We start from the raw sequence: 22,896 nt of genomic DNA, 5'->3' as shown, positions 1-22,896 counted from the left end.
CTCCGACACAAGACCACAACCCCGTTTCTACGCCTTTATTCCAAACGGAAGTGGAAGGTAATCACCCCGGTTTGGTTCTCTGGGGGTACGCCGGGGGGTAGAGGGTTAAAGCGCCAGCGCTCCAAGGCGTCCATCACGGCCTTCTCTAGCGCCGGATTCGCTTTGATGAGTGGAATGCGCTGGATGATTCGGCCTTGAGGATCAACTACAATGCGCACGCGAATGGTGGCATTGACTTTTTCGGCATAGACAGGCAGCGGAGCTTGCACCAGCGCGCGATCTAACCCTTCAATCAAATACGGCGCACTGCGCTGGTCTTGCTGACCTTGTCCTTGGCGACCGGTGGCTGCGCCAGCCGTTCCTTCAGCCTGTCCCCCTCCTTGCGGCGTAACAGGCCGGGCAGCTTCGCTAGGCTCCGGTTTTTTAACTTCAGCTGGGTTATTTTGGCGTTCTGGGGCAACCTTGGTCTCTTCCGGCTCCTGAAGCCGGTCTTCGTCCTGGACAGGTTGGGCTTGACGGGGCAGTTCAACGGGACGTGCGCGCTCAGGCAATGCAGCCTCTTCTGGGCGCGGCGTTTCGGGCTGCGGCTGCGGTGCAGCCTCGTTGGGGCGAGGCTGTTCGGAACGCTGCACCGGACGTCCTTCCGCCCAAGGACCTAACTCCACCTCAATAAACCCAAGCGGCAGTGCTGGGTTAAGTTGCACGCTGGTAAACGCCAGCAACAGCAATACGAGGGCATGTACCACAAGACTGGTGGTCAGTCCAATCCAATCGCTACTTTTGGCCCGCTTCATGGCCGTTTTAGGCTTTGCTTACCATTGGGGTGTCCAAACGCTCCCGGAGGGCCTGCAATGCTTCTGCATACGGAGGCCGCAAAATTCCCTGATCCGTGATGATGGCTGTAATCAAAGACGCTGGCGTCACGTCGAACGCTGGATTGTACACCCGAATGCCTTCTGGCGCTGTCTGCCGACCAAAACCATGCGTAATCTCCCGAGGATCCCGCTCTTCGATTACAATAGCTTCTCCAGAAGGCGTCTCAAAATCAATCGTCGATATAGGCGCGGATACGTAAAACGGGATGCCATGCGCGCGGGCCAGCACAGCTAGCCCATAGGTGCCGATTTTATTGGCTACATCGCCGTTAGCCGCAATGCGGTCGGCTCCCACAATCACGGCATCAACCCATCCCCGTTGCATGACGTGAGCCGCCATAGAATCTGTAATCAGCGTGGCCGGAACACCAGCCTTCTGAAGCTCCCAGGCGGTGATGCGGCTGCCTTGCAGCAAAGGGCGCGTTTCGTCTACCCAGGCTTCGAGCCGGATGCCCCGTTCTTTACCCAGGATGAACGGGGCCAGAGCCGTTCCATACCCTGAAGTAGCCACCCCACCCGTGTGGCAGTGCGTCAGCACCCGCATGCCCTCTTTGAGCACTTCTAGGCCATAAGCCCCTAAGCGGCGCCCAGCCTCTCGGTCTTCGCTTTCGATAGCCCGTGCTTCGGCCAGTAAACGCTGGGCCAGCGTATGCCGATCGGCCGTTGCATAAGCATCGGCAACAGCTTCCATACGCCGAAGCGCCCCAAACAAGTTTACAGCTGTAGGACGCGTCTGCCGCAGCAGCGCAATAGCTTTGCGGACCATTTCGACGTGGCTTTCGGGCGCCCGCAAAGCCAGCACTACCCCATAGGAAGCCGCAATCCCGATCGCCGGCGCGCCGCGTACGCGTAGCTTTCGAATCGCCTCGGCCATCTGCTCGGGCGTTTCAATTGGAATCCAGCGCTCTTCAACCGGCAGCAACGTCTGGTCTAACAGCTCTACCCGAAAAGCTTCGTCATTCCAATACAGCGGCGGTATCATCTTTTTGAGGTTTTATTCATTCTTCAGGTCGCAGCCAGCCTTCCCGGGCCAATACAAAACGCACAGAAAGGCGGTGGGCAAAACCCAAATCGGAGGCCAACCCGGCAAAATCTCCAAAGCTATAATCCACGCGCAGCTGCCTAAAGTGCACGCCTGCGCCTACGGTAGGCGTTAACTCTAGACCAAAGCGCTTTGAATAGGTCATGCGGTTAATTCCAGCCCGCAGCGCTACCACGTCCCGAAAGGCAAACTCGGCACCCAGCCGCGGATGAAAAGACACCTCACCTATGTTGAAAGCATAAGTCTGCTGCCCGTCGAAGGCTACGTCCACGTCGGCTGCCAGCATTAGCCGATGCATCCCCAGGGGTTGCTCATAAACCGAGCCTAGGCGAAGCACTGGCAATACCAGGTAGGTTCCCCCTTTGGGCAAATCTTGTCCAAAAGCTTCTGCAAACGTATAGGGTTGGCCGGTCTGGGGATTGATGGTCTCCAGGGCAAAAGCGTCTGGATTAATACTCCAGCTTTGCAGCATTGTGGAGAGATCCTGCACGTTTAGACCCAGTCCAAAACGCCCAATACGGTACCGGACAGCAGCATCTACGCTATACCCCCAGGCTTCAGCAAAGTCGCCAATAGCGCGGTACACCACTTTGGCCGAAAGCCCCCAGGCCCAGTTTTTGCTCAGCAAGCGTGCATAGCTGAAAAAGAACGCATAGTCGACTGCTGAGAACGTCTCGATGAAGGCTTCCGCATTGGGTCTGGGCCGGTCGCGCACCGGATCCCAGGCATTGAGCGTATTTTTGATATCGTTAACGCCACTGCGAAAAAGCGCCACGCCCAGCGTCGAACGCGCGCTTAGCGGCCAGGCAAATGCTGCGTAATCAAACGAAACAATACCAGCAAACCGCTCAGCATGCATGTAGGACCCCTCGGGATAGGCCAGCGCAGCAAGGCCAGCTGCATTCCAATAAACGGCGTCCACATCTGTTGCCAAAGCAACGTACGCTCCACCCATACCCAATGCACGCCCACCTACACCCCCCGCTAAGAAATCGGCCCCGTACTTGGCTAGCTGTTGCGCCGCAACGGGAATGCTCCAAAGCAAAAGCAGCAAACCCGCTGCATACCGAATCAAGCCGAACATGCGTTGCGTCTTTGCGTTGACGTTGGCCTTGGACAAACGATCGTGTAGCAACAAGCCAAAGGGCTGGCGCTTTGGGTGGCCATACGCCGCATCCAACCGGCAGCCGGCCTGCCCGTTCCCTCCTGCCATTGGCCTAGCCAAGCCGAATCCTAAGGATCTCAACCCATGCGCGTTGTTCTTAAAGCAGGCAAAGACAAGCTACTTAGGCGCGGCTATCCGTGGGTTTTTGCGAACCAGGTTCACCGCATCGAAGGCCGCCCGCAAACCGGTGACGTTGTTGAAATTGCGGCTGCCGATGGCACGGTGTATGGCTTGGGATTCTACCACGAACACTCACAGATTGCGGTTCGTTTTCTTACGTCTGATCCTGCAGCTACAATCAACGCCGACTTCTTCCGACAACGGCTTCGGCAGGCGCTATCCCTTCGGCAAGCTGCTTTTGGGGACAGCAGACACTACCGGCTTGTTTTTAGTGAAAGCGACGGCCTGCCAGGCACCATCGTTGATCGCTACGATGACGTGCTGACATGGACGTGCCTTTGCTACGGTATGGAACAGCACCGCGAGCTGCTGCTAGACCTTTTGGAAGAACTGCTCCGCCCGCGGGCTATTGTGGAACGCAACGACAACGTCCTCCGAGAAAAAGAGGGTTTGCCGCAGCAACGCGGCATCTTGCGCGGTCGCTACACTGGCCCTGTGGAGATTACCGAGGAAGGCGTGCGCTTTAGCGTCGATGTACTCGAGGGGCTAAAGACAGGTTTTTTCCTGGATCAGCGGCTGCACCGGCCTATAGTAGCCCGCTTGGCACGCGGCCGGCGCGTGCTGGATGTATTTTCGGCCGATGGCGGCTTTGGGCTTATGGCTGCTGTTTACGGCGCTACCCATGTACACCTGCTCGACATTTCCGAGGCGGCTATGGCCCGTGCCCGAGAAAACGCACAGCGCAATGGGATTGAGCCTTCGCGGCTCACCTTCGACGTGGCCAACGCCCTCGATCGGCTAGGCGAACTGGTAGCCCGTGGCGCAACCTACGAGCTCATCGTGCTCGACCCCCCTGCTTTTGCCAAAAGCAAACGGCATTTGGACGAAGCGCGGCGCGCTTACCAACGCATTAACATCAACGCGCTTCAGCTCCTCCCCCCTGGAGGCATCCTGGCTACCGCTTCCTGCTCGCAAGCCCTAGATGAGGAAGAATTTTTCAAAATCCTGCACTACAGTGCACGTCGCGTAGGATGCGCCTTGCGCCTGCTCTATCGGGGGAGCCAACCCCCCGACCATCCCGTGCTCGAAGCGATGCCCGAAACGCGTTACCTCAAGTTCTTTATCGTTCAGAAGCTCGCTGACGAAGCACCTCCAGTGCGGCAGTAGCTTCAAGGCAGCAGCATGGTCGTAGCGGCCGGGGGAGCTGCCGGCGTAGGGAAAAACGAAGCGGTCACTTCCAGTAAACCGGGCAATACACCTAAGAGCACGATCAAGACCACGCACACCAGAAGTACAGCCTGCGAGGCCGGTGGTACGGGAAACGTCTGTTGGCGTACGACTTCAGGCGCCTCGTCAGGCGTCTTCATCCAAAAGATGTACACTAGACGCAGGTAATAGTAAGCCGATAGCACACTGGCCAGTACACCTACCACAACCAGCCAAGTCAGGCCCGCTTTAATCGCTGGCGCAAAGACCGCGTACTTGGCAATAAACCCAGCCAGCGGCGGAAAACCTGTCAGGCTAAACATAAAGAAGGCCATAGCCACACCCAGCAGGGGCCGTCGGTAGCCAATGCCGGCCAAAGAATCCATTGTTTGCTCACGACCTACCTTACCATCCCATTCCAGAAAGGCCATCACCCCAAAAGCCCCAATGTTCATCAGCGCATACACGAGCAAGTAGAACAGAGCGCCCCCGTAGCCTTCAGGCGTTCCAGCAGCCAGTCCGACCAGGATGTAACCTGCATGGGCGATAGACGAGTAAGCCAGCATGCGTTTGGCATTCTGCTGCACCAGCGCCAGCACGTTGCCCGCAACCATTGTCACCAGCGCTACAAGCGCCAGCATAAGTTGCCAGCGCTCGGCCGGCAGGGCTGCATCGAGGACCAGCATTAGGGCAGCAAAGGCAGCAGCCTTAGAAGCAGCAGCCATATAGCCTGTTAGCGTCGTCGGCGCGCCCTGGTAAACATCGGGCGTCCACATATGAAATGGTACTGCCCCTACTTTAAACAAAAAGCCCACTAGCAAAAGCGCCACCCCAGCCCAAAACATAACCGGATGCACACCCTCGGCCAGTTTTGCCGTCATCTGGGGCAGATACATTGTGCCGGTAGCGCCGTAAAGCAGGGCAATACCGTAGAGAAAGAAACCCGTAGAAAAAGCGCCCAGCAGAAAATACTTCAGCGCGGCTTCGCCTGCACCTACATCTTCGCGGACCAGTCCTGTCATAATGTACAGGCAGATCGACATCGTCTCCAGGCCCACAAAGATCGAAATGAGGTTATTGGCCGAAGCCAAAACAAGCATACCAACCGTAGCGAACAAAATCAGCGCGTAGATTTCGCCATGCAGGTGCCGAAGCCGACGCAAATAAGGCACCGATAGTACGATAGTCAGCAGCCCACTGGCGAGAATGACTGCATTGGCAAACGACGCCATGCCACCTACGCGAATGAGACCGTAGAAAGCCGTTTCCGGTGGACGGCTGATGCTACCCAGCTCCCAAAAGAAGCCTAGTGCCAGCGCAGCAGCTGCTACCCATGGGATAGGCGGTGCATCATTACGAAACGCATCCCAAACCACAAGCACTAGCCCTATGACCGTCGTCAGCACCAGCGGTAAGGCCGCCATAAGGTCGGCCGGAAGCATACGGTACGCTTCCAGAAGCTCCATCGTAGATCTCGCTTTTTAGTTAGACCCAGGCAATGCGCTCAATCGCCCGTGCCAGCTCCACGTCGCGTGCAGTTACGCGATTCCCTGCCGCATGCGTTGTAAGCGCAATGGTTACCCGATTGTACACGTTATGCAGTTCGGGATGGTGGTTTTGCTGCTCCGCTTCGAAAGCGATGCGCACAATAAAGCTCACAGCTTCCCGGAAGCTGCCAAACGTGTACGTTTTTTGCAGCCGGTCTTCAGCAAAGCGCCAGCCTTTCAACTCGGCCAGCGCCGCTTCAATAGCCTCGCGGCTTAGGGGTTCAGCATAAGGCATAGCTCCTCCGCTATCGAATCAACTGCTCAACCCAGGCGTCAAGCGACGGAAACCACCCACTGTAAAAGAGAGCGTAAATCACAAAGTAAATGGGAATCAGTATCGGCAGCGAATACCGCGTCACATACCCCATAAAAGAAGGCATGCTAACTTTGTTTTCTTCAGCGATCGCCTTGACCATAAAGTTGGGCGCATTTCCAATATAGGTCATAGCGCCAAAAAAGACAGCAGCAATGGAAATCGCCTGCAAGTAGAACCAAGACTCCGGATGGGCCATTTCGGGCAGGGCAAATGCTTTAACTTGCTGCGGCACGTTCACATCCAAGCCAAACTTACCCATGGCTGCTGCCACAAAGTTTAGATAGGTCGGGGCATTGTCGAGCACGCTAGAAAGCATTCCAGCACTCCAGTAAAACATGCCCACAGTAAGCTGTTCAGCGTGTTCATAGGCAAACAGGCTGATCAGCTGCAGTGCTGGCTGCATCGTAGCAAAAATACCTAAAAACAACCAGCCTACCTCGCGAATAGGCTCAAACGTAAACGCATTTTTCTGCAGCGCCTCGCGATCGGCAAACTTATAGGCCAGCACCGCTACTGAAAACATGATCATCTCCCGAATGCCTATCGGAAGGTGGTACAACTCTCGCAAATCAGGCACCCAGTCAAACACATTCGGGTCAAGAAACACCGAAAGAATAATCACCAGCACCCAAAGGAAGTTTTTGGCACCGCGAATTTGCAAAAGCGGTTGGTTAGGATCAGGATCAGGACTGGCAGCCTTGTTCCGTGAATCAATCACATAGAACACCGCTAGAATAAGTAGAACCGTTGGCAGCCAAACAAACCAAACATGCTCTAGCGTCCAAAAAAATGGAACACCCCGCAAAAAGCCCAAAAATAGGGGTGGATCACCTATGGGCGTTAACGCCCCTCCCACATTGGCTACTAAAAAGATGAAAAAGATGATATGATAGGGCTTAAGGCGGCCTTTGTTAAGCCGCATGTAGCTCCGCACAAACAGCATGGCAGCCCCTGTGGTCGCAATCAGGTTGGCCACCAGCGATCCAACAAACAGCAAAATGACGTTATTACGCGGCGTGCCCTTGGCATTAATGTTCACGTAAATGCCGCTGGCAGCAATAAACAGCGAGGCGACCAGTGCAATAAACGAAAGATATTCCTCTATGGCATGCAGCACTGTAGTAAAAGACCCCAAGGCCACAATGTAGTATAACGATACCAATAGCCCAAGGCCTACGGCATACTTTGGATAGTGATGATGCCAGTGGTGGGGATAAAACAGTGGCCCTGTAGCAATCATCACCAAAAGCAGCACAAAAGGCAACACCAGCCACACAGGCGGCCGCGGCCCATGCGCTACACCAGGAGCTTCGTGGGCTGATGTATCAGCGGGCTGCACTGCCGCTGCAGAGATTGCTTCAATGGCTTCAGGCGCGTTGGGAACCGCTTGCTGCGCCTGTGCGGGCTGCAAGCCCCAAAGCAGTAGGCCCAAAAGAAACGGGCGCAGCACACAGGCTGGCCCGCTCCACGTCCTGCAAGAGTGCGTGTCCATAATGCGTTAAGGATTACTGCACGACATTTTGATGATCGGTGAAACCGTTTAGGGCTGCATTTTCTACCCCACGCTCGGCTTCCTGGAGAGCGCTTAGGCGTTTTTGTGCTACTGTCTCCAGCAGAAAGCGCGCCGTGGGTTCGCTCCGCGTCAAAAATGGCTTAGGTGCCACCCCAATCCAGAGCATCAGCACAGCCAGAGGTGCCAGCAGCAACACCTCCCGTGCCTTTAAATCGCTAAGCGTACGGTTGACTTCTTTTTGAATCGGCCCAAACAACGTTCGGTAAAGCAGCCAAAGCAAATACACAGCGGCCAAAATGACCCCCGAAGTTGCCAAAGCAATTAAAACGGGATGGCCGATGACAGTGCTCTTCAGGGAACCCAACAGTATCATGAACTCGCCTACAAAACCATTCAGCCCCGGAAGGCCTGCCGAAGCCAACGCTGTAAAAACCAAGAAAAAGGCAAACACCGGCATTACGCGTGCAATACCGCCAAATTCCTCCATCAACCGTGTATGCCGCCGCTCGTAGAGCATGCCTACCAGCAAGAAAAGGGCACCTGTCGACAGGCCATGGTTGACCATCTGAATAATTGCGCCCTGCAAAGCCTCAACAGTAAAAGCAAAAATACCTAGTACCACAAATCCCAGGTGGCTTACCGAGGAATAGGCCACCAGCTTTTTCGCATCGGCCTGCACGCGGGAAACCAGCGCACCATACACAATCCCAACAACAGCCAGCACAGCCATCCAAAGCGCAAAGTCTTGCGCTGCATTCGGGAAAAACGGCAAACAAAACCGCACCAGACCATAGGTCCCCATCTTGAGCAGCACACCAGCTAGAATGACCGAGCCGCCGGTAGGCGCTTGCACGTGTGCATCAGGCAACCAGGTATGCAGCGGAAACAGCGGCACTTTGATTGCAAAAGCTAAGGCAAATACAAAAAACAGCCAGCCTTGTGCTGCCAATGGGACAGAGTAAGCCAGCACTTTAAAGTAATCCGTGGTAAATACGCCGCCGTTGACCCCATCTCCAGCTGCAAAACCCAAGTACAGAATGCCCACCAGCATTAAAAGCGATCCCACCAGCGTGTAGAGCACAAACTTAACCGCCGCATAGATGCGGTCTTCGCCTCCCCAAATGCCAATAATGAAGTACATCGGGATGAGCGTCAGCTCAAAAAAGATGTAAAACAGGAGGAGATCGTAAGCAGCAAAGACCCCGGTCATGCCGGTTTGCAGCACCAACAGCAGCGCGTAGTACCCTTTTTGATAGCGATCAATGTAGTTCCATGACGAAAGCACCACCACCGGCCCAAGCAGCGTGGTCAGCAGGATGAGCAATAGCCCTAGGCCATCGATACCTACATAGTACTGGATGTCCAGCCCTGGGAACCAGCCACTGATGCGGTCAGCAAGCTGGGGCTGCGCAGGATCGCCTGCGGGATCAAACCCGGCATAGAGCAACAGCGACAGCAAAAACGTAACGGTCGTCGTGAGCAACGCCGTCCACCGAATGGCCGCCAGGTGGCGCATCGGCAGCATCAGCAAAGCTCCAAGAAGGGGGAGGAAAATAACAATCGAGGTCAGATACGGGAAACCCATAGTCGGCTTGCGTCGAAGCTCAAGTTGCTCTTAGCCAAACAGCATCAACATCAAAACCAGCGCTACGCCCAACACAATCGCCACTGCGTAAGCCTGAACCACGCCTGTTTGCACGTGTCGCACGCGCTGACCCAGCTGCGCCATTAGGCGTGCCGTGCCGTTGACCGCCCCATCGATGATGCGCTGGTCAAAGACCGCCAGTCCGTTTCGGGCAAAGCGCAACAGCGGTTGCACCACCGTTCGGTCGTAGAGCTCGTCCCAGTAGTACTTAGCTGCCCAAAGCTGATAGAGCGTGCCCAAGCGCTGACGCAGGCGCTCGTCGTAGGCCAGGCCATAGCGACGATAAACCGACCAGCTCCAGTAAAGCCCAATAAGCGCTATGCCAATACCCAACCCGATCAGGGCCCATTCAACGGCTAGCGGCACGTGCGCATGCAAGGCGGGCTCGGCAACAGGTCCCCCGCCCGAAGTGCCCAAATAGTGATGAATCAGGTTCCATTCGCCATGTGCAATCACGCTTGGGAGTCCCACAAAACCGCCCACCAGCGACAAAGCCGCCAGTATCCAGAGCGGCAGCGTCATCGTTGCTGGCGATTCGTGCGGATGCACTTGGTCGGCCATAGGCCAACGCGGCACGCCCTCAAACGTCAGTACGTAGGAACGCATCATGTAAAACGCCGTCAGCAAGGCCGTCACTACGCCAAGCGCCCAAACCACCCAGGCATAGGTGTGGCCATTGTAGCCGTATTCAAACGCTTTAAATAGAATCTCATCTTTGGAGAAAAAGCCAGCTGTAAGCGGGAAGCCAGCTATAGCAAGCGTAGCGATGAGGTATGTCGTGCGTGTAGCTGGCATAAAACGCCCCAGCCCCCCCATATTGCGCATATCCTGAGGATCAAGATGGCCGTGATGCCCTCGGGCATGCAACGCGTGCTCGACGTGATGCATGGCGTGAATGACGCTCCCTGAACCTAGAAAGAGACAGGCCTTAAAGAAAGCATGGGTGAGCACATGAAAGATCGACACAAAAAATGCCCCTACCCCAGCAGCCATGAACATGTAACCCAGCTGCGAGACGGTGGAGTAGGCCAGCACTTTTTTGATGTCGTACTGCGTCAGCGCAATGGTAGCCGCCATCAAGGCCGTCAGCGCTCCTACCAGAGCCACAACCATAAGTATCCCCGGAGCCGCCAAAGCCAAGGGAGAAATGCGAGCAAACAGGTACAGTCCACTAGTAACCATCGTGGCGGCATGGATAAGCGCAGAAACCGGCGTTGGGCCCGCCATTGCATCAGGTAGCCACACAAAAAGCGGAATTTGTGCGCTTTTACCTGTTGCCCCAATAAAGAGCAAAAGCACCGCCACGCTGACCACACCAGCCGGAAGCGTTGTGGGATCTGCAAGCAGCGTTCCAAAGTCAAGGCTGCCCGATTCCCGAAAGAGCAAAAACATCGCCAGCAAAAAGGCCGCATCCCCCACCCGGTTAACGATAAAGGCTTTATTGGCCGCTTCGCTGTTTTTAAAGTCTTCGTACCAAAAGCCAATGAGCAAATAAGAGCACAAGCCTACCCCCTCCCAACCCAAAAAAAGCAACGCCAGGTTGTCGGCAAGGACCAGGTTGAGCATCATGAAGATGAAGAGGTTCAGGTAGCTGAAGTACCTCCAGTAGCCCCGGTCCTCGTACATGTAGCCTATCGAATAGAGGTGAATCAGCGCGCCGACGCCCGTGACGATGAGCGTCATCACCAGCGAAAGCTCATCGATGCGGTACTGAAAGGCCAGCTCCAGACCCCCAGCGGCCATCCAGGTGAAAAAACGCGCCACCAGCGGCTCACCGCTGTAGGTTATAAATAACCAAAGCGCTAATCCAAAGGGTACCGCCACCGCCAACGTAGCTAGGGTGCCCAGCAGCACTTTGTACCGCCTCAACCCTGGGAAAGCTAATCCCCCTAGCCCACTAAAGGCTGCTCCAGCCAAGGGCAGCAGCAAAATCAGTCCAATAAGTAGCGTAGGATGCATATCCAGCGCACTTTCAGTACTTAAAGAGGTTAAAGGCGCCTACGTCGACGGTCACTTTCTTACGGAACAACGCAATCACAATAGCCAGCCCAACGGCGGCTTCGGCCGCTGCTACCGCGATGACAAAAAACACCAGTACCTGGCCTGAAACATCGCCCATCGCTTGGCTCAGCGCCACCAGCGTTAGGTTAACGGCATTGAGCATCAACTCAACCGACATGAGGATAACAATAGCATTCCGCCGGAAAAGCACGCCCAGTACACCCAGCGTGAATAGCACAACCCCCAAGGCGAGATACCAGTTCAGCGTAACTTCCATAGGCTTTTGGGTGCGTCTTCACACAAAACGCCGCTTGGCCAGCATCACAGCCCCAATGGTTGCCGCCAGCAGCAAAATTCCAATGACCTGTAGCGGCATAATGTAGCGCGTAAGCAGCTCTCGTCCAAGTGCCTGCGCACTGCCAGTAAGTGCTGCTTGCTCAGGCGTAGGCGTAAACGTTGGCAGTACATCCAATCCCAGTGCTACCACATAAACCAATTGGGCCAGCACCATCATGACCACAACAAACGCGAGCACTTTGCCCCAGTCAATGTCGCGCGGACGCGGCAGCGCCTCCAGGTTGAGTAGCATAATCACAAACAGAAACAGCACCATGATGGCACCGGCGTAGATCAGCACCTGAATCACCCCCAGGAAAGTCGCTTGCAGGGTCAAATACAAGCCTGCAATGCAAAACAAGTTAAGTACCAGCCACAGCGCACTGGAAACCGGGTTGCGGGCGATGAGCATGCCCAACGCCGCGGCCACAGCCGTAACGGCAAGCAGGAAAAACAATAGCTGAGCTAGCATAATAGCGGGCCAGCAAAAACTGCGGGGCAATAAACAGTCGGCCAAATTAGAGCACCCCGAGCAGATCAGCAAGCCTCAGGCAGCAAAAATCACGTTAAGCCCCCGCAGGCGTCTCCAGCAGGGGCTGTTGGACCTGTGCCGTTACTTCCACAGCCAACCCAAAGGTTTGGGTGAACAGATCGGCACTGCGCTGCCCTCCCCAGATCTCCAGTTCCGGATCACTTTTGGTTTCAAGGTGAAGCCGCAAGCGATCAGGCTCAAGGTGTACGTGAAGTGCGCGTACGTTCTGATTATGACTGCGGTCGAGCCCTTCAGCCAGGCGTAGCAATGCGGCCAGAATGCGCACGCGTTGCCGATCCGCAGGCGAGAGGGCCATAAAATCGGCATGTGAAGGCTTCGGCAAACTCCCTCGATGGTAGCGTACCACGTTGGCCAGAATGGCAATCTCCTCTGAAGTAAAGCCGCGCAGATCGGCATGTTTGATGAGATAAAGCCCGTGCTTGTGATGGCTGTGGTGGCTAATGTGGTAGCCGATGTCGTGCAGCAAGGCTGCATATTCAAGCAACTCCCGGTCGGCGGCTGCAAGCTGGTGCAGCGTCCGCGTCGCATCAAACAATTGCAGTGCCAGCGCCGCTACCTGGCTGGCATGACGGTACTCCCAATCGAATCGCCAGCCCATTTCATAGACGCTGCGCCGCCGCACATCAGCAAACGCAGTAAGCTGCGCCAGTCGTGGGGCATTTTGTTCAACAAAATCGACCACAATGCCTTCGCGCAGGGCATGCGGCGAAATGCGCACGCGCTCAATGGCCAAATCTTCAAGCATCACGTCAAGCAATGCAGCACCAGCCACGATCTGATCTAGCCGTTTGGCATCAATGCCACGCATGCGCTGCCGTTCTTGGCGCGACGCTCCTAAGATGCGATGGGCTACGCGACGCAAGGCCTCGGCTGGAAACGCTAGCTCATAGATGGAACGCCGCCGCTCACCTAGCATGCGGGCGCAAACAGATGCCAGGTTTTCCATGGTACCTGAGGAACCCACCAGCTCACGCACACCATGCTGCCGTGCGGCCGCATAAACCGGCACCAGCTGCTCGCGATAGTACGCTTGCAAGACGTGAAGCTCTTCGGCCGAGATTGGATCGGTAGTGATAAAACGATGGCGCATGCGCGCAGCACCCAGCTTTAGGCTAAACAGATGGAGCGCTTGCGTGCTGGTCGCAATGATGCATTCCGTAGATCCCCCACCAATGTCTACAATCAAGGTAGGCTCGGGCATCGGCACCGCCCGCTGCACCCCTTTGTAGATCAAGTGCGCCTCTTGAAGCCCATCGATGACGCGCACGTGCAACCCAATCTCATGGCGAACGCGCTGCAGGAAATCCCCACCGTTTTCTGCTTCACGAATGGCGCTGGTGGCACAAGCTAAGAATTCTGTAGCCCCCCACCCCTCGGCAAGCAACCGGATACGCTTTAGGGCCCGAAGTGCTCGCGCTACAGCGGCCTCACTGAGCTGATGGGTTTGGAACCCCTCATCCCCCAGCTGCACCATTTCCTTGAAGCGATCCACAACTCGAAACGTACCGGGCAGCGCATCGACGATAACAGCATGAAAAGAATTCGTTCCCAGGTCAACCACGCACATCCGCACTGGCGAGGTGGCCTCCTGGGGGATGTCTGCTACGTTGGTAGGGACCAGACAGGCTCCGACTTCGTCTACTTCTTCAGCCATATAGGCACTTAGGCATGCCTCCGGCTTGCTCCAACCGCAACAGCATACCCATCGTTCCACGAAGGTTGAGCACCAACCGTCGCTAACGGAGATAGATCGCGCACTGCACGCGGTATCTCTACAAGCACGGTTTCGCCTTCTAGCGCAACAATAGAACGCTAAACCCCCGCTTTTTTTCAGCATAATGCAAGTAATCTTCAAGACCCCTGCACTATGCGCGCTTTTTAGATACGTTTTGCGCTTGACTCAGGGCCTGACCTAGAGCTACTTGGCGCAAGCTTTTACGGAGACGCTGCCAGCGTACCGCTTCGGGCTCTGCGGGATCCCAAGGGACAGTGATCCCGCGATCCCGATGCAGCCAAAGCCAGTGGTGCAACAGGCGCATCATCTCGGTTTCTCGCTTATCGTAACCGACCGGTCCTGTTGGCAACGGCGTCGCCTGCGCGGCTTTTATCCAAGTCTCAAACCTCGCCTTTTCTAAAGGTAAGGGAAAGGCTTGAATGGCTATCGGACGGCCTCCACACACCAAGCAAGCTGCTAGACGCTTGGGGGTTTCCTGAACCAGCACAACGGCATGTTGTCCCAGCGCAGGTACCGCTCGCAGGCGTTGCGTGACCTGCTCAAGTATCCGCAAATGGTCACGATAACGTGCCGCGGCTTCAAAATCCAAATGTGCAGCTGCTGTGCGCATAGCCGCTTCCAACAGCCGAAGGGGGCCGTTGTGCTTACCCCATAAAAACGCTTGCAGACAAGCGAGTGCTGAGCTCTCCCCTTGTTGGATAGCCTCCCAACAGGGTTGTGTGCACACACCCGCTGCATGTCCTGGACAAACCCGGTCGTCTATTCGAAGGGTTTTAGGATTGAGCCGCTGCAATTGAAAAGTTGCTTCAAGCGCATCAAGCAAGGCCAACGCCTGCCGCCGGCTGGTTAGTGGGCCGAAATAAACCGCGCCGTCTTCCATGAGAAACGTGGTGACGGCAAGCGTGGCTTTGGTCTTTGTAATGTCTAGTCGCAAAAAAGGCCGCGTTTGGTAGCGAAGTTGCGCACGATTGAAAAGGGGACGGTGGGCTTTAATCAAGTGCGATTCTTCCAGAAACGCCTCCAGCTCGGTACGCGTCGCTTGCCAGTCAATATGGCGCAGGGCAGCCATAAGCTGGCGTAGTCGCGGCGGATGGGCTTCAATGCCCGTAAAGTACTGCCGCACGCGTGCTTGTAAGTTGCGTGCTTTGCCAACGTAGAGCAGGCGCCCACGTCCATCGCGAAACAGATAGACCCCTGGCTCGCCAGGGATGCGCGGAAGCACTACGGCACGCAACCACGCTAGCGGATCCTGCCAACGCTTGGGATAGGGTTGATACTGGAAAGCCAGTAACGCTTCGAGCGTTTCAATGCCTTGCTGCTGAGCGCTTTCCAGGAGGTGGCGCAGCACCTTTGCTGTTAGCAATGCGTCACCCAGGGCACGGTGACGGCTTTCAGGTTCGATCCGGAAAAACGCTGCCAGCCCATCTAGGCCTTTCCTTGGTAATCCCGGAAGCAACCTGCGGGCTAAGCGAAGCGTGCAGAGCGTGGGATTAGAGGGCCAGGAACGTCCGATGCGCTGCAATTCAAGCTCAAGCATTCGCTGGTCAAAAGCCATGTTGTGCGCCACTAGCACACTGTCTCCGAGAAAATCTAGAAATTCAGGCAGTACGTCTTTTGCTGCAGGTTGGCCCACCAACATGGCCGTCGAAATTCCCGTCAGCTGCGTAATGGGTAGAGGTACTGATCGGCCTGGGTTAATCAGACGGCTAAAGTGATCCACAATGTGCCCGCCCTCAAGACGCACGGCTGCCAGCTCAATGATGCGGTCGTCGGAGCCAGTGCCGGTGGTTTCAGTGTCGATAACGACAAAGGTGGCTGCCTCAAGCCGCATAAGGGATTAATGGCTTTGCCCAACCAGCTTTTGACGCAACTGCTGGGTAAGCGTTTGTAGGTCAAATCCCATAAGGGCAGCTAAGCGGCGCCCTAGCTCATCGTTTTCGAAGCTACCCACAAGGGACGTAGCCCCTGGGCCGTAAGCGTACAGGTTGACGTCGACTGCTGTGTGGCCATTGCTGGTCCAGCCGACTACGGCTCGGCGTCCGATGATCTCGGTCAACGCCGCCTGCAGTGCGGCCGGGTCGCCGGCCGCCTGATCCAGAAGTGCACGCTCAAGGGCAGTTAGGCTGTCGATTCCTGCCAGTTCACGCAGCACCGCCTCTTGGTTTGCTGCCGCGTCCCGCAATGCAGGAAGTAAGCGCTCATAGGAAGCGCGCACGCGCGCCAGCACCTCCGGATGCCAGGCATAGATACCCTGACCATCGACGTTACGGCCCAAGGAAAGTCCGCCAGTTTCATGGTCTGCGACCGATACCACCAGCGTCTGGCCATCTTTTTGGGCAAAGTCGAGCGCTACGGCTACAGCTTCGTCATAGGCCAATACGTCGCGCACATGGGCAGCGGCATCGTTAGCATGACCAGCATGGTCGATCCGACTGCCTTCGACCATCAAAAAAAACCCCTTAGGATGCTGCCGAAGCAACTCGATGGCCAGCTGGGTCATTTCTGCCAATGAAGGAATTTGCGTGGTGTCCCGATCGATCTCGTAGGGCAGGTGGTCTTGAGCGAACAGACCGAGTACGGGTGGCCGTAGGGGCTGGCGCAGTGCAGCACGGTGGCGCACAATATGATATCCTTGTTGCTCAGCCTCGCGCAGCAAGTTGCGTCCGTCTGTGCGGCGCCCTCCTTCGGCTGGGGGCAGGAAGTAGTCCCACCCACCCCCTAAGAGCACCTCGATGCCTTGAGCCAGCATCTGCAAGGCAATTTCGCTTTCCATTGCCCGCTGCGGCACATGAGCAGCAAAAGCGGCTGGCGTTGCATGCGTGATGCGACTGGTAGCGACCAAACCTACAGCCATGCCCTGCGCTTTGGCTGCTTCCAGCAGGGTAGCTACCGGCTGCCCGGCCGTATCGACGGCCAAAGCCCCATTGTAGGTCTTGATGCCGCAAGCGTAGGCTGTAGCGCCAGCAGCCGAGTCGGTCACTCGGCTAGAGGCTGAAGCCGTGCGCACGGCCCCTACCTGAATGGCATCTAGGGCCAACGCCTTGCGGCCCAGCACTGCCCGGGCATAGTCGCGGGCCATAGTGATGCTCGCCGGCCCACACCCATCCGCGATCATCAAAATCAGGTTCTTGGGACGATTTTCGGGCTGGGCCTCGAGTGGTAGTGCAAAACCGATGCTAAGCAATAGCAGAAGCAAGCGCTTCATGGAGCCTCCAAGGCGAGTGAAGCTTTACTCTAAAATAGCCATTCGTTACCACAGAAGCGAATGCTGCCTCAACAGCAAAAGCCCCTGCCAGGCAGGGGCTTCGGTCGGTTTATGTTAGACGCGCGCTAGCGTCTCTTTGAGCTGACCAATCAGTGGTACGGGCGTAGGATCAATGCCCAGCAGCACGGCTAGGTACAGGCTTACCCAGTCGCCTAGGTTGACCAGCGACATCATGCGTGCTAGGCGACTTTCGCCTTGACTTTGGACCTCGGCCCAATAGCCTGCACGGTCTGAGATCAGCGCGCGCGTTACGTCCATGCGCTGCTGCACCCGCGGATGATCTTCGCGATCGCGCAGTACGATTACCCCCACCATGCTGTGCAATGAACCCGCATACTCCCAGCCCATGATTTCGTTGTGGTTGAGCTCGGGATACACATTGCCAGCAGCCAATCGCTTGGCATTTTCTTGGATTTGGCATCGCCAGCGTAGGTTAACCGCCTCCATGAGGCCACTGCTGCTGTAAATCAGCGGCAGCCGGTCTTGCAACGCCTCGGCCAGTTCCAGCGCGTCGTTTCCGGAAGGATCGCTCAAAACCTCACTCTGCTGCTCGAGCAGTTCCTGCGTTTCTTGCCAGGCGGCTTCATCGGGTTGCACGAGACCAATCTGCTCTGCCAGCGTAAGCAGCGCGGTAAACGAATAACCCAAAGCGGCTCGGGGCTGCATCCCCCCGGGAATTTGGATATAGGGCAGCTTTGCAGCCTGTGCGCGGCGCAGCAGTTCACCCCCCGAAGCAATACAAACCACCGTTGCTTTTCGCTCCAAAGCAGCTTCAAATGCAGCCAGCGTTTCCTCGGTATTGCCCGAGTAGCTGGAAGCCACAACGACCGAACGTGCACTCACAAAAGCCGGAAGCTGATAGTGCCGTACCACAGTGACCGGGATAGGCGCCGCATCAGCTACCAGCGTGCGCAGTAAATCCCCACCAATAGCGGACCCTCCCATGCCGGCCACCACCAGGTGATCTTTACCTGCTATGGTGAAGCCAGGGTCTAGCGCTTGCGCCAGCATGCGCCCCCGGCGCCACTGCTCTGGGAATTCACGAATCGCATCGTACATGCCTTCAGGGTCAATGCGACGAATGGTTTCGAGCCGCATGGTACATCTATAGATCGGTTGCAACTACACGGTATTCGGTTTAAGCATCCCCATTGGCCAGGGCTTCATCGGCCTGCACATGCTGTAGCAGACCACACCCGTGCTCGCGGAGCCAGGTGTTGACCAGTGCCACAACCTCTCCAGCCGTTCGTGCCTGAAGGGCTTGGGAAGCTAAGGCCTGCGCCTCGCTCAGCTGCATCGCACGAATAACACGCTTAACCTCCGGCAAGTAAGGCGGTGCTGCGCTAAACTCATCCAGTCCTAGCCCGGCCAGAATTGGCGTAGCTTGCGGATCTCCGGCCAGCTCACCACATAGACTTACCGGAATGCCGTGCCGATGACCTGCATCGATGGTTCCCTTAATTAGCCGGAGTACAGCTGGATGCAGTGCCTCATAGCGACGTGCCACCAGGTCGTTCCCGCGATCAACAGCCAGCGTATACTGCGTCAGGTCATTGGTACCAATGGAAAAGAAGTCCACCTCTTCAGCAAACAGATCGGCCATAAGAGCCACAGCCGGCACTTCCACCATGATTCCCACCGGAACACTTTCGTCAAAAACTTCACCTTGAGCTCTCAGTTCAGCCTTTACTGCATGGAGCACATCCAGAAACTGACGAAATTCATCCAACGTCGTCACCATAGGTACCAGTAGCCGCACAGGACCGTAGGCGCTGGCCCGCAACAAGGCGCGTAGCTGAGGTAAAAGCAGCTCGGCCTTGTCCAACAGCACGCGCAATCCACGCCAACCCAAAAACGGGTTATGCTCGCGATGGGCAACCGGTAGCATCTTGTCGCCCCCAAGATCCAGCAGTCGAAATGTGGTTGGCGCGGGTTTAACGCGCTCTACAATCTGGCGATACAGGTGCAGCTGGTAGTCTTCAGAGACGTTCAGCGGGCCGCGCATGAGAAACAGCACCTCGGTGCGGAACAGACCGATGCCTTCTGCGCCATATTTTTGCAGCAAATCTAGTTCTTCGACCAGCTCCAAATTAGCCCGCAGCGTAAAGCGATGTCCATCGAGCGTCTCAGCAGGCAAGGGAACCAGGTACTGCTGATCCTGAAGCAACCGGCGATAGCGTTCTTGACGCGTCTGATACTGGGCCAAGGTAGCTGGCTTGGGGTTAACAATTACACGCCCCTGAAGGCCATCCAGAATCACCAAATCGCCGGTCTGAATCGCGTCCGACAGACCGTGCAGGCTGACCACAGCAGGCACACCCAAGGCACGCGCCATGATAGACACATGGGACGTAGGCCCTCCATGATCGGTTGCGCACCCTAGAATGCCACGCCGGCTAAAAAGCACAACGTCAGCAGCAGATAGATTTTCGGCTACGATGATATGCTCGGGGTCGACCGCTGAGAGCAGTTTTTCACGGCGCAAATGTCGAATCAGCCGCTCCTTAACGTCGATCAAGTCGGCCACGCGCTCACGTAGGTAATCACTGCTGCTAGCTTCAAGACGCTTCAGGTGTTGATCAAGCACATGGGCCACAGCATAGTCAGCATTGCAGCGCTGCGCTGCGATAAACGCGCGAATTTGGTCATATACAGACGGATCACGTAACATGAGGCGTTGCGCCTCAAACACCGAGGCACTTTCTTCACCCAGTTTTTCTCGGGCCACAGAACTGATTTTATCCAGATCGCGCTCGGCACGCTGAACTGCTTGTTCAAAGCGCTCAAGTTCTACCTCAACTTCTTCCGCTGCAAGCGGACGGGCCTCAACCACAACCGTCTCTTTATTGAAAAGATACGCAGGCCCAATGGCAATGCCAGGGGCAGCCGGAATGCCCTGAAAAACACGTTCTTGTGGTTCTTCAGATGCTGTGCTCAGCTGTGGTTCCATGCCAGATCTCCTATTCAACTTCGCCAAACCCCTGCTCAAACAGGGAGACAATTGCCTCGGCTGCTTCCTGCTCGTCTTCCCCTTCAAAGATAAGCTTTAGCCGGGCACCTTGTTCTGCAGCCAAGGTCATTACGCCAATGATACTTTTGCCATTGATTTCATAGCCATCTTTCTCAATGTAAAAATCCGATTTAAACCGCGATGCGGTGCGCACAATCATCGACGCGGGACGCGTATGCAGACCAGCCCTATTTTTAACGGTCACTTCACGTACGATCATTGCACAAGATGTAGTCATTCAATGACTTCGCTGTTCCAGCACCTCCAAAACCCAGGCCAACGCTTCGGCAGCTAGGCCATTAGGCAACTGTGCCAGTGCAGCCCGGGCTTCGTCCAAGTAGGCAGCAACCGCACGTCGGGCAGCTTCCAACCCTCCTAAGCGTTCCAAGCGCTGACGCGCTTCTGGGATTTCCTCAGGCCGGAAGCGACGCTGCAAGCGCTCATAAAACCACGCCTGCTCCGCTGCTTCAGCTTGTTCCAGCGCAGCCAGCAATGGGAACGTTTTTTTGCCTTCCAGCAGATCTGCCCCAATAGGTTTACCCCACTGGTCCGAAGTTGCGGTTAGATCCAACAAGTCATCTTGAATTTGGAAAGCCCGTCCTAAGTTGCGCCCTAATTGCTCAAGCGTAGCTAAATCGTTGGCCGATGCGCCCCCAAGCAGCCCTCCAAGCTGCAAGCACAGCTCAAGCAAAGCACTTGTTTTACCATCGACCATTTGCAGGTACTCTGCTACCGAGATGTGCGAGCGCGTCTCAAAGGCTTTATCGAGCGCCTGCCCTTCGCAAAGACGTTCCACCATGCGGTGATACAAGGCGAGCACACGGCTCAGCGGAGCTCCCTCTAGCTGGCCCAGTAAGGCGTAGGAAAGTCCCATGAGGTAGTCGCCACACAAAAGCGCCGTGGCTTCATCCCAACGCACATGGACGGTGGGCCGGCCGCGGCGCGCTGCAGCATGATCCATAATGTCGTCATGCACCAGGGTAAACGCATGGAACACTTCTACAGCCAGAGCAGCCGGCAGCACGGTTGCGGCTGGTCGACCGTAGAGTTCGGCTGCCAGCATGAGCAGGACCGGACGCATGCGTTTCCCGCTACTAGAAAGTACATAACGCACTGGGGCATACAGCTCAGCTGGCTCCCGCAGCTCGTCCACCAGTTGCGGCAAAGCCGCTTCTACCATCTGGCGTAGTTCAGCCACATGAGTGCTCACTGCACGACGGGCCTGTTCCATGCACTCCTTACGCATGCAAAATCCCTTGCTGCTTCAAGGCAGTGACTAGCCGTTCAAATACTTCTTCCATACTCCCCAACCCGTTAACCTCAACCAGCAAACCCTGCCTTTGGTAGTATTGCTCCAGGGGCTCATGGGTTGCACGATAGACCTCAAGCCGGTGTCGAATAGCTTCTGGATGATCATCGGGCCGCTGCACAATAAGCGCAGGGTCAATGTCCGGTGGCGGCGGATTGTAGTCCAAATGATAATTTTCTCCAGTGAGCTTGTGTACGCGGCGCCTTGAAAGCCGCTCTACAATGGCATCGTCGGGCACCACCAGATTCAGCACCACTTGCAAGGGCTTGTGCAGGTGTTGCAAACGTGCATCCAACCACGCAGCCTGAGCCAGCGTGCGTGGGAAGCCGTCCAAGATAAACCGATCATATCCATGTTCAGCCAGCGCGGCTTCAGCCAGTTCACAAGCTAGGTCATCAGGCACCAAGAGCCCTTCTTCAATATACGGGCGCGCTTTTTCCCCTAAGGGGCTTTTGGAGGCCATAGCCGCCCGGATAAGTTCACCCGTGGAAATATGATGCGCACCGTAGGCTTCTGCCAGTCGCTGCGCCTGCGTGCCTTTGCCTGCGCCAGGCGGTCCCAAAAATACGATACGCATGCCGCCTTGTGATTCTTGGTTCCTCGGAAGCGGTTCAGCAAGAAACTATAATCCCTTCGCCCAAAGAATCACGCGCCTTTTCCGAGATTGAGGTGAAGAATTGACTAGCTGTCTTGCCCGTCTTCGGTTGCCGACGCAGCAGGAACGGCCGCTTCAAAGGCCTGCAATACCACTTCTGTTAGCACCCGACTGGCGGCTGCACTGACAGCGCCCCCCAAGAGTCCAAACGCAGCACCGCCCAACTTGCGCAACAGAGGAGTACGCGGCCGCGCATCTTGGACGAAAATGACAGGCACGCGTTCACGAAGCGCCTGCCGTATGGCTGCCTCTGGATTGCGTCCTTGCCGGGCGGCCTTGCGGCCTTCTGCCAGGAGCGCTTCTATGTAGCCTTCAACCAAAGCCCGATGGGCACGACGTAAGGTATTGCGCCGCCCCTGCCCCACACCCCCTAGAAGCCACCCTACAACCAAACCGGCAGCTAGGCCAGCACCCAAACCCAAAAGCGGATGCGCCAAGAGCGCTTCGCGTACAGTATATCCAAGCTGACGCACTTCTTCCTGCAACGCTTGTAAATGCGCAGCCATCTCTTGCTTTTTCGTTTCTAAAGCAGCTTCCACCGCAGCCCGACGAGGAGAGGCCGGACGGGTGACGTGCGCAAATTCAACGTTCATGTGCAATCCA

Annotated in this window: 20 protein-coding genes; 1 reads left to right on the top strand and 19 read right to left on the bottom strand. The window is 56.1% G+C overall.

What is annotated here, in order from left to right; genetic code table 11:
* Positions 1-35 precede the first annotated feature (35 nt).
* Genes J8E65_RS05650 through J8E65_RS05640 form a run of 3 tightly spaced genes read right to left on the bottom strand, consistent with a single transcriptional unit; the run spans position 36 to position 3,130 of the window.
* Positions 36-794 carry an energy transducer TonB family protein gene (locus J8E65_RS05650; RefSeq protein WP_210374574.1) on the bottom strand — a complete coding sequence of 253 codons (759 nt, stop codon included), beginning with the start codon at positions 792-794 and terminating at the stop codon, positions 36-38.
* A gap of 7 nt (positions 795-801) precedes the next feature.
* Entirely contained in the window at positions 802-1,857 is a 1,056-nt protein-coding gene (gene mtnA, locus J8E65_RS05645) for an S-methyl-5-thioribose-1-phosphate isomerase (protein WP_210374573.1), read from the bottom strand.
* A 16-nt stretch (positions 1,858-1,873) separates the two neighbouring features.
* Positions 1,874-3,130 (bottom strand): PorV/PorQ family protein, encoded by a 1,257-nt coding sequence (locus J8E65_RS05640; protein ID WP_237181691.1) that lies wholly within the window; start codon positions 3,128-3,130, stop codon positions 1,874-1,876.
* A 36-nt stretch (positions 3,131-3,166) separates the two neighbouring features.
* Between J8E65_RS05640 and J8E65_RS05635 the strand changes: the two genes are divergently transcribed.
* Positions 3,167-4,369, top strand: a complete 1,203-nt coding sequence (locus J8E65_RS05635) for a class I SAM-dependent rRNA methyltransferase (RefSeq protein WP_210374571.1) — start codon at positions 3,167-3,169, stop codon at positions 4,367-4,369.
* Positions 4,370-4,371: 2 nt separating this feature from the next.
* Here J8E65_RS05635 and J8E65_RS05630 read toward each other — a convergent pair whose 3' ends face one another.
* The 16 genes from J8E65_RS05630 to J8E65_RS05555 form a co-directional block, all read right to left on the bottom strand.
* Positions 4,372-5,874, bottom strand: a complete 1,503-nt coding sequence (locus J8E65_RS05630) for an NADH-quinone oxidoreductase subunit N (protein WP_210374569.1) — start codon at positions 5,872-5,874, stop codon at positions 4,372-4,374.
* Between the two features lie 19 nt (positions 5,875-5,893).
* Positions 5,894-6,190, bottom strand: a complete 297-nt coding sequence (locus J8E65_RS05625) for a 4a-hydroxytetrahydrobiopterin dehydratase (RefSeq protein ID WP_210374566.1) — start codon at positions 6,188-6,190, stop codon at positions 5,894-5,896.
* Between the two features lie 10 nt (positions 6,191-6,200).
* Positions 6,201-7,763 (bottom strand): sodium:proton antiporter, encoded by a 1,563-nt coding sequence (locus J8E65_RS05620; protein WP_210374543.1) that lies wholly within the window; start codon positions 7,761-7,763, stop codon positions 6,201-6,203.
* A gap of 13 nt (positions 7,764-7,776) precedes the next feature.
* Complete coding sequence (locus tag J8E65_RS05615) at positions 7,777-9,369, bottom strand: complex I subunit 4 family protein (protein WP_210374541.1); 1,593 nt, start codon at positions 9,367-9,369, stop codon at positions 7,777-7,779.
* Positions 9,370-9,399: 30 nt separating this feature from the next.
* Positions 9,400-11,388 carry an NADH-quinone oxidoreductase subunit L gene (nuoL, locus tag J8E65_RS05610; RefSeq protein WP_210374539.1) on the bottom strand — a complete coding sequence of 663 codons (1,989 nt, stop codon included), beginning with the start codon at positions 11,386-11,388 and terminating at the stop codon, positions 9,400-9,402.
* 13 nt (positions 11,389-11,401) lie between these two features.
* Positions 11,402-11,707 carry an NADH-quinone oxidoreductase subunit NuoK gene (nuoK, locus tag J8E65_RS05605; protein WP_210374537.1) on the bottom strand — a complete coding sequence of 102 codons (306 nt, stop codon included), beginning with the start codon at positions 11,705-11,707 and terminating at the stop codon, positions 11,402-11,404.
* Between the two features lie 18 nt (positions 11,708-11,725).
* A complete protein-coding gene (locus tag J8E65_RS05600; RefSeq protein WP_210374535.1) occupies positions 11,726-12,238 on the bottom strand; it encodes an NADH-quinone oxidoreductase subunit J family protein in 513 nt (170 codons plus the stop codon).
* Between the two features lie 94 nt (positions 12,239-12,332).
* Positions 12,333-13,973, bottom strand: a complete 1,641-nt coding sequence (locus J8E65_RS05595; protein ID WP_210374533.1) for a Ppx/GppA phosphatase family protein — start codon at positions 13,971-13,973, stop codon at positions 12,333-12,335.
* 211 nt (positions 13,974-14,184) lie between these two features.
* Positions 14,185-15,885 (bottom strand): DEDD exonuclease domain-containing protein, encoded by a 1,701-nt coding sequence (locus J8E65_RS05590; protein WP_210374531.1) that lies wholly within the window; start codon positions 15,883-15,885, stop codon positions 14,185-14,187.
* 6 nt (positions 15,886-15,891) lie between these two features.
* Complete coding sequence (locus tag J8E65_RS05585; RefSeq protein ID WP_210374529.1) at positions 15,892-17,259, bottom strand: alkaline phosphatase; 1,368 nt, start codon at positions 17,257-17,259, stop codon at positions 15,892-15,894.
* Between the two features lie 114 nt (positions 17,260-17,373).
* A complete protein-coding gene (locus J8E65_RS05580; RefSeq protein WP_210374527.1) occupies positions 17,374-18,417 on the bottom strand; it encodes a bifunctional phosphoglucose/phosphomannose isomerase in 1,044 nt (347 codons plus the stop codon).
* A gap of 40 nt (positions 18,418-18,457) precedes the next feature.
* Complete coding sequence (ptsP, locus tag J8E65_RS05575; RefSeq protein WP_210374525.1) at positions 18,458-20,269, bottom strand: phosphoenolpyruvate--protein phosphotransferase; 1,812 nt, start codon at positions 20,267-20,269, stop codon at positions 18,458-18,460.
* Positions 20,270-20,279: 10 nt separating this feature from the next.
* A complete protein-coding gene (locus tag J8E65_RS05570) occupies positions 20,280-20,549 on the bottom strand; it encodes an HPr family phosphocarrier protein (RefSeq protein WP_210374940.1) in 270 nt (89 codons plus the stop codon).
* A gap of 18 nt (positions 20,550-20,567) precedes the next feature.
* Entirely contained in the window at positions 20,568-21,575 is a 1,008-nt protein-coding gene (locus J8E65_RS05565) for a polyprenyl synthetase family protein (RefSeq protein WP_237181689.1), read from the bottom strand.
* Positions 21,568-22,215 (bottom strand): adenylate kinase, encoded by a 648-nt coding sequence (locus tag J8E65_RS05560; RefSeq protein WP_210374523.1) that lies wholly within the window; start codon positions 22,213-22,215, stop codon positions 21,568-21,570. The genes J8E65_RS05565 and J8E65_RS05560 overlap by 8 nt, the downstream gene beginning before the upstream one ends.
* Before the next feature lie 104 nt (positions 22,216-22,319).
* Positions 22,320-22,886, bottom strand: coding sequence for a hypothetical protein (locus J8E65_RS05555; protein ID WP_210374521.1), 567 nt, complete (start codon positions 22,884-22,886; stop codon positions 22,320-22,322).
* Positions 22,887-22,896 lie beyond the last annotated feature (10 nt).

The sequence above is a fragment of the Rhodothermus bifroesti genome, assembly GCF_017908595.1.
Taxonomy (GTDB): domain Bacteria; phylum Bacteroidota; class Rhodothermia; order Rhodothermales; family Rhodothermaceae; genus Rhodothermus; species Rhodothermus bifroesti.
This window is presented reverse-complemented; position numbering and strand designations above follow the sequence as displayed.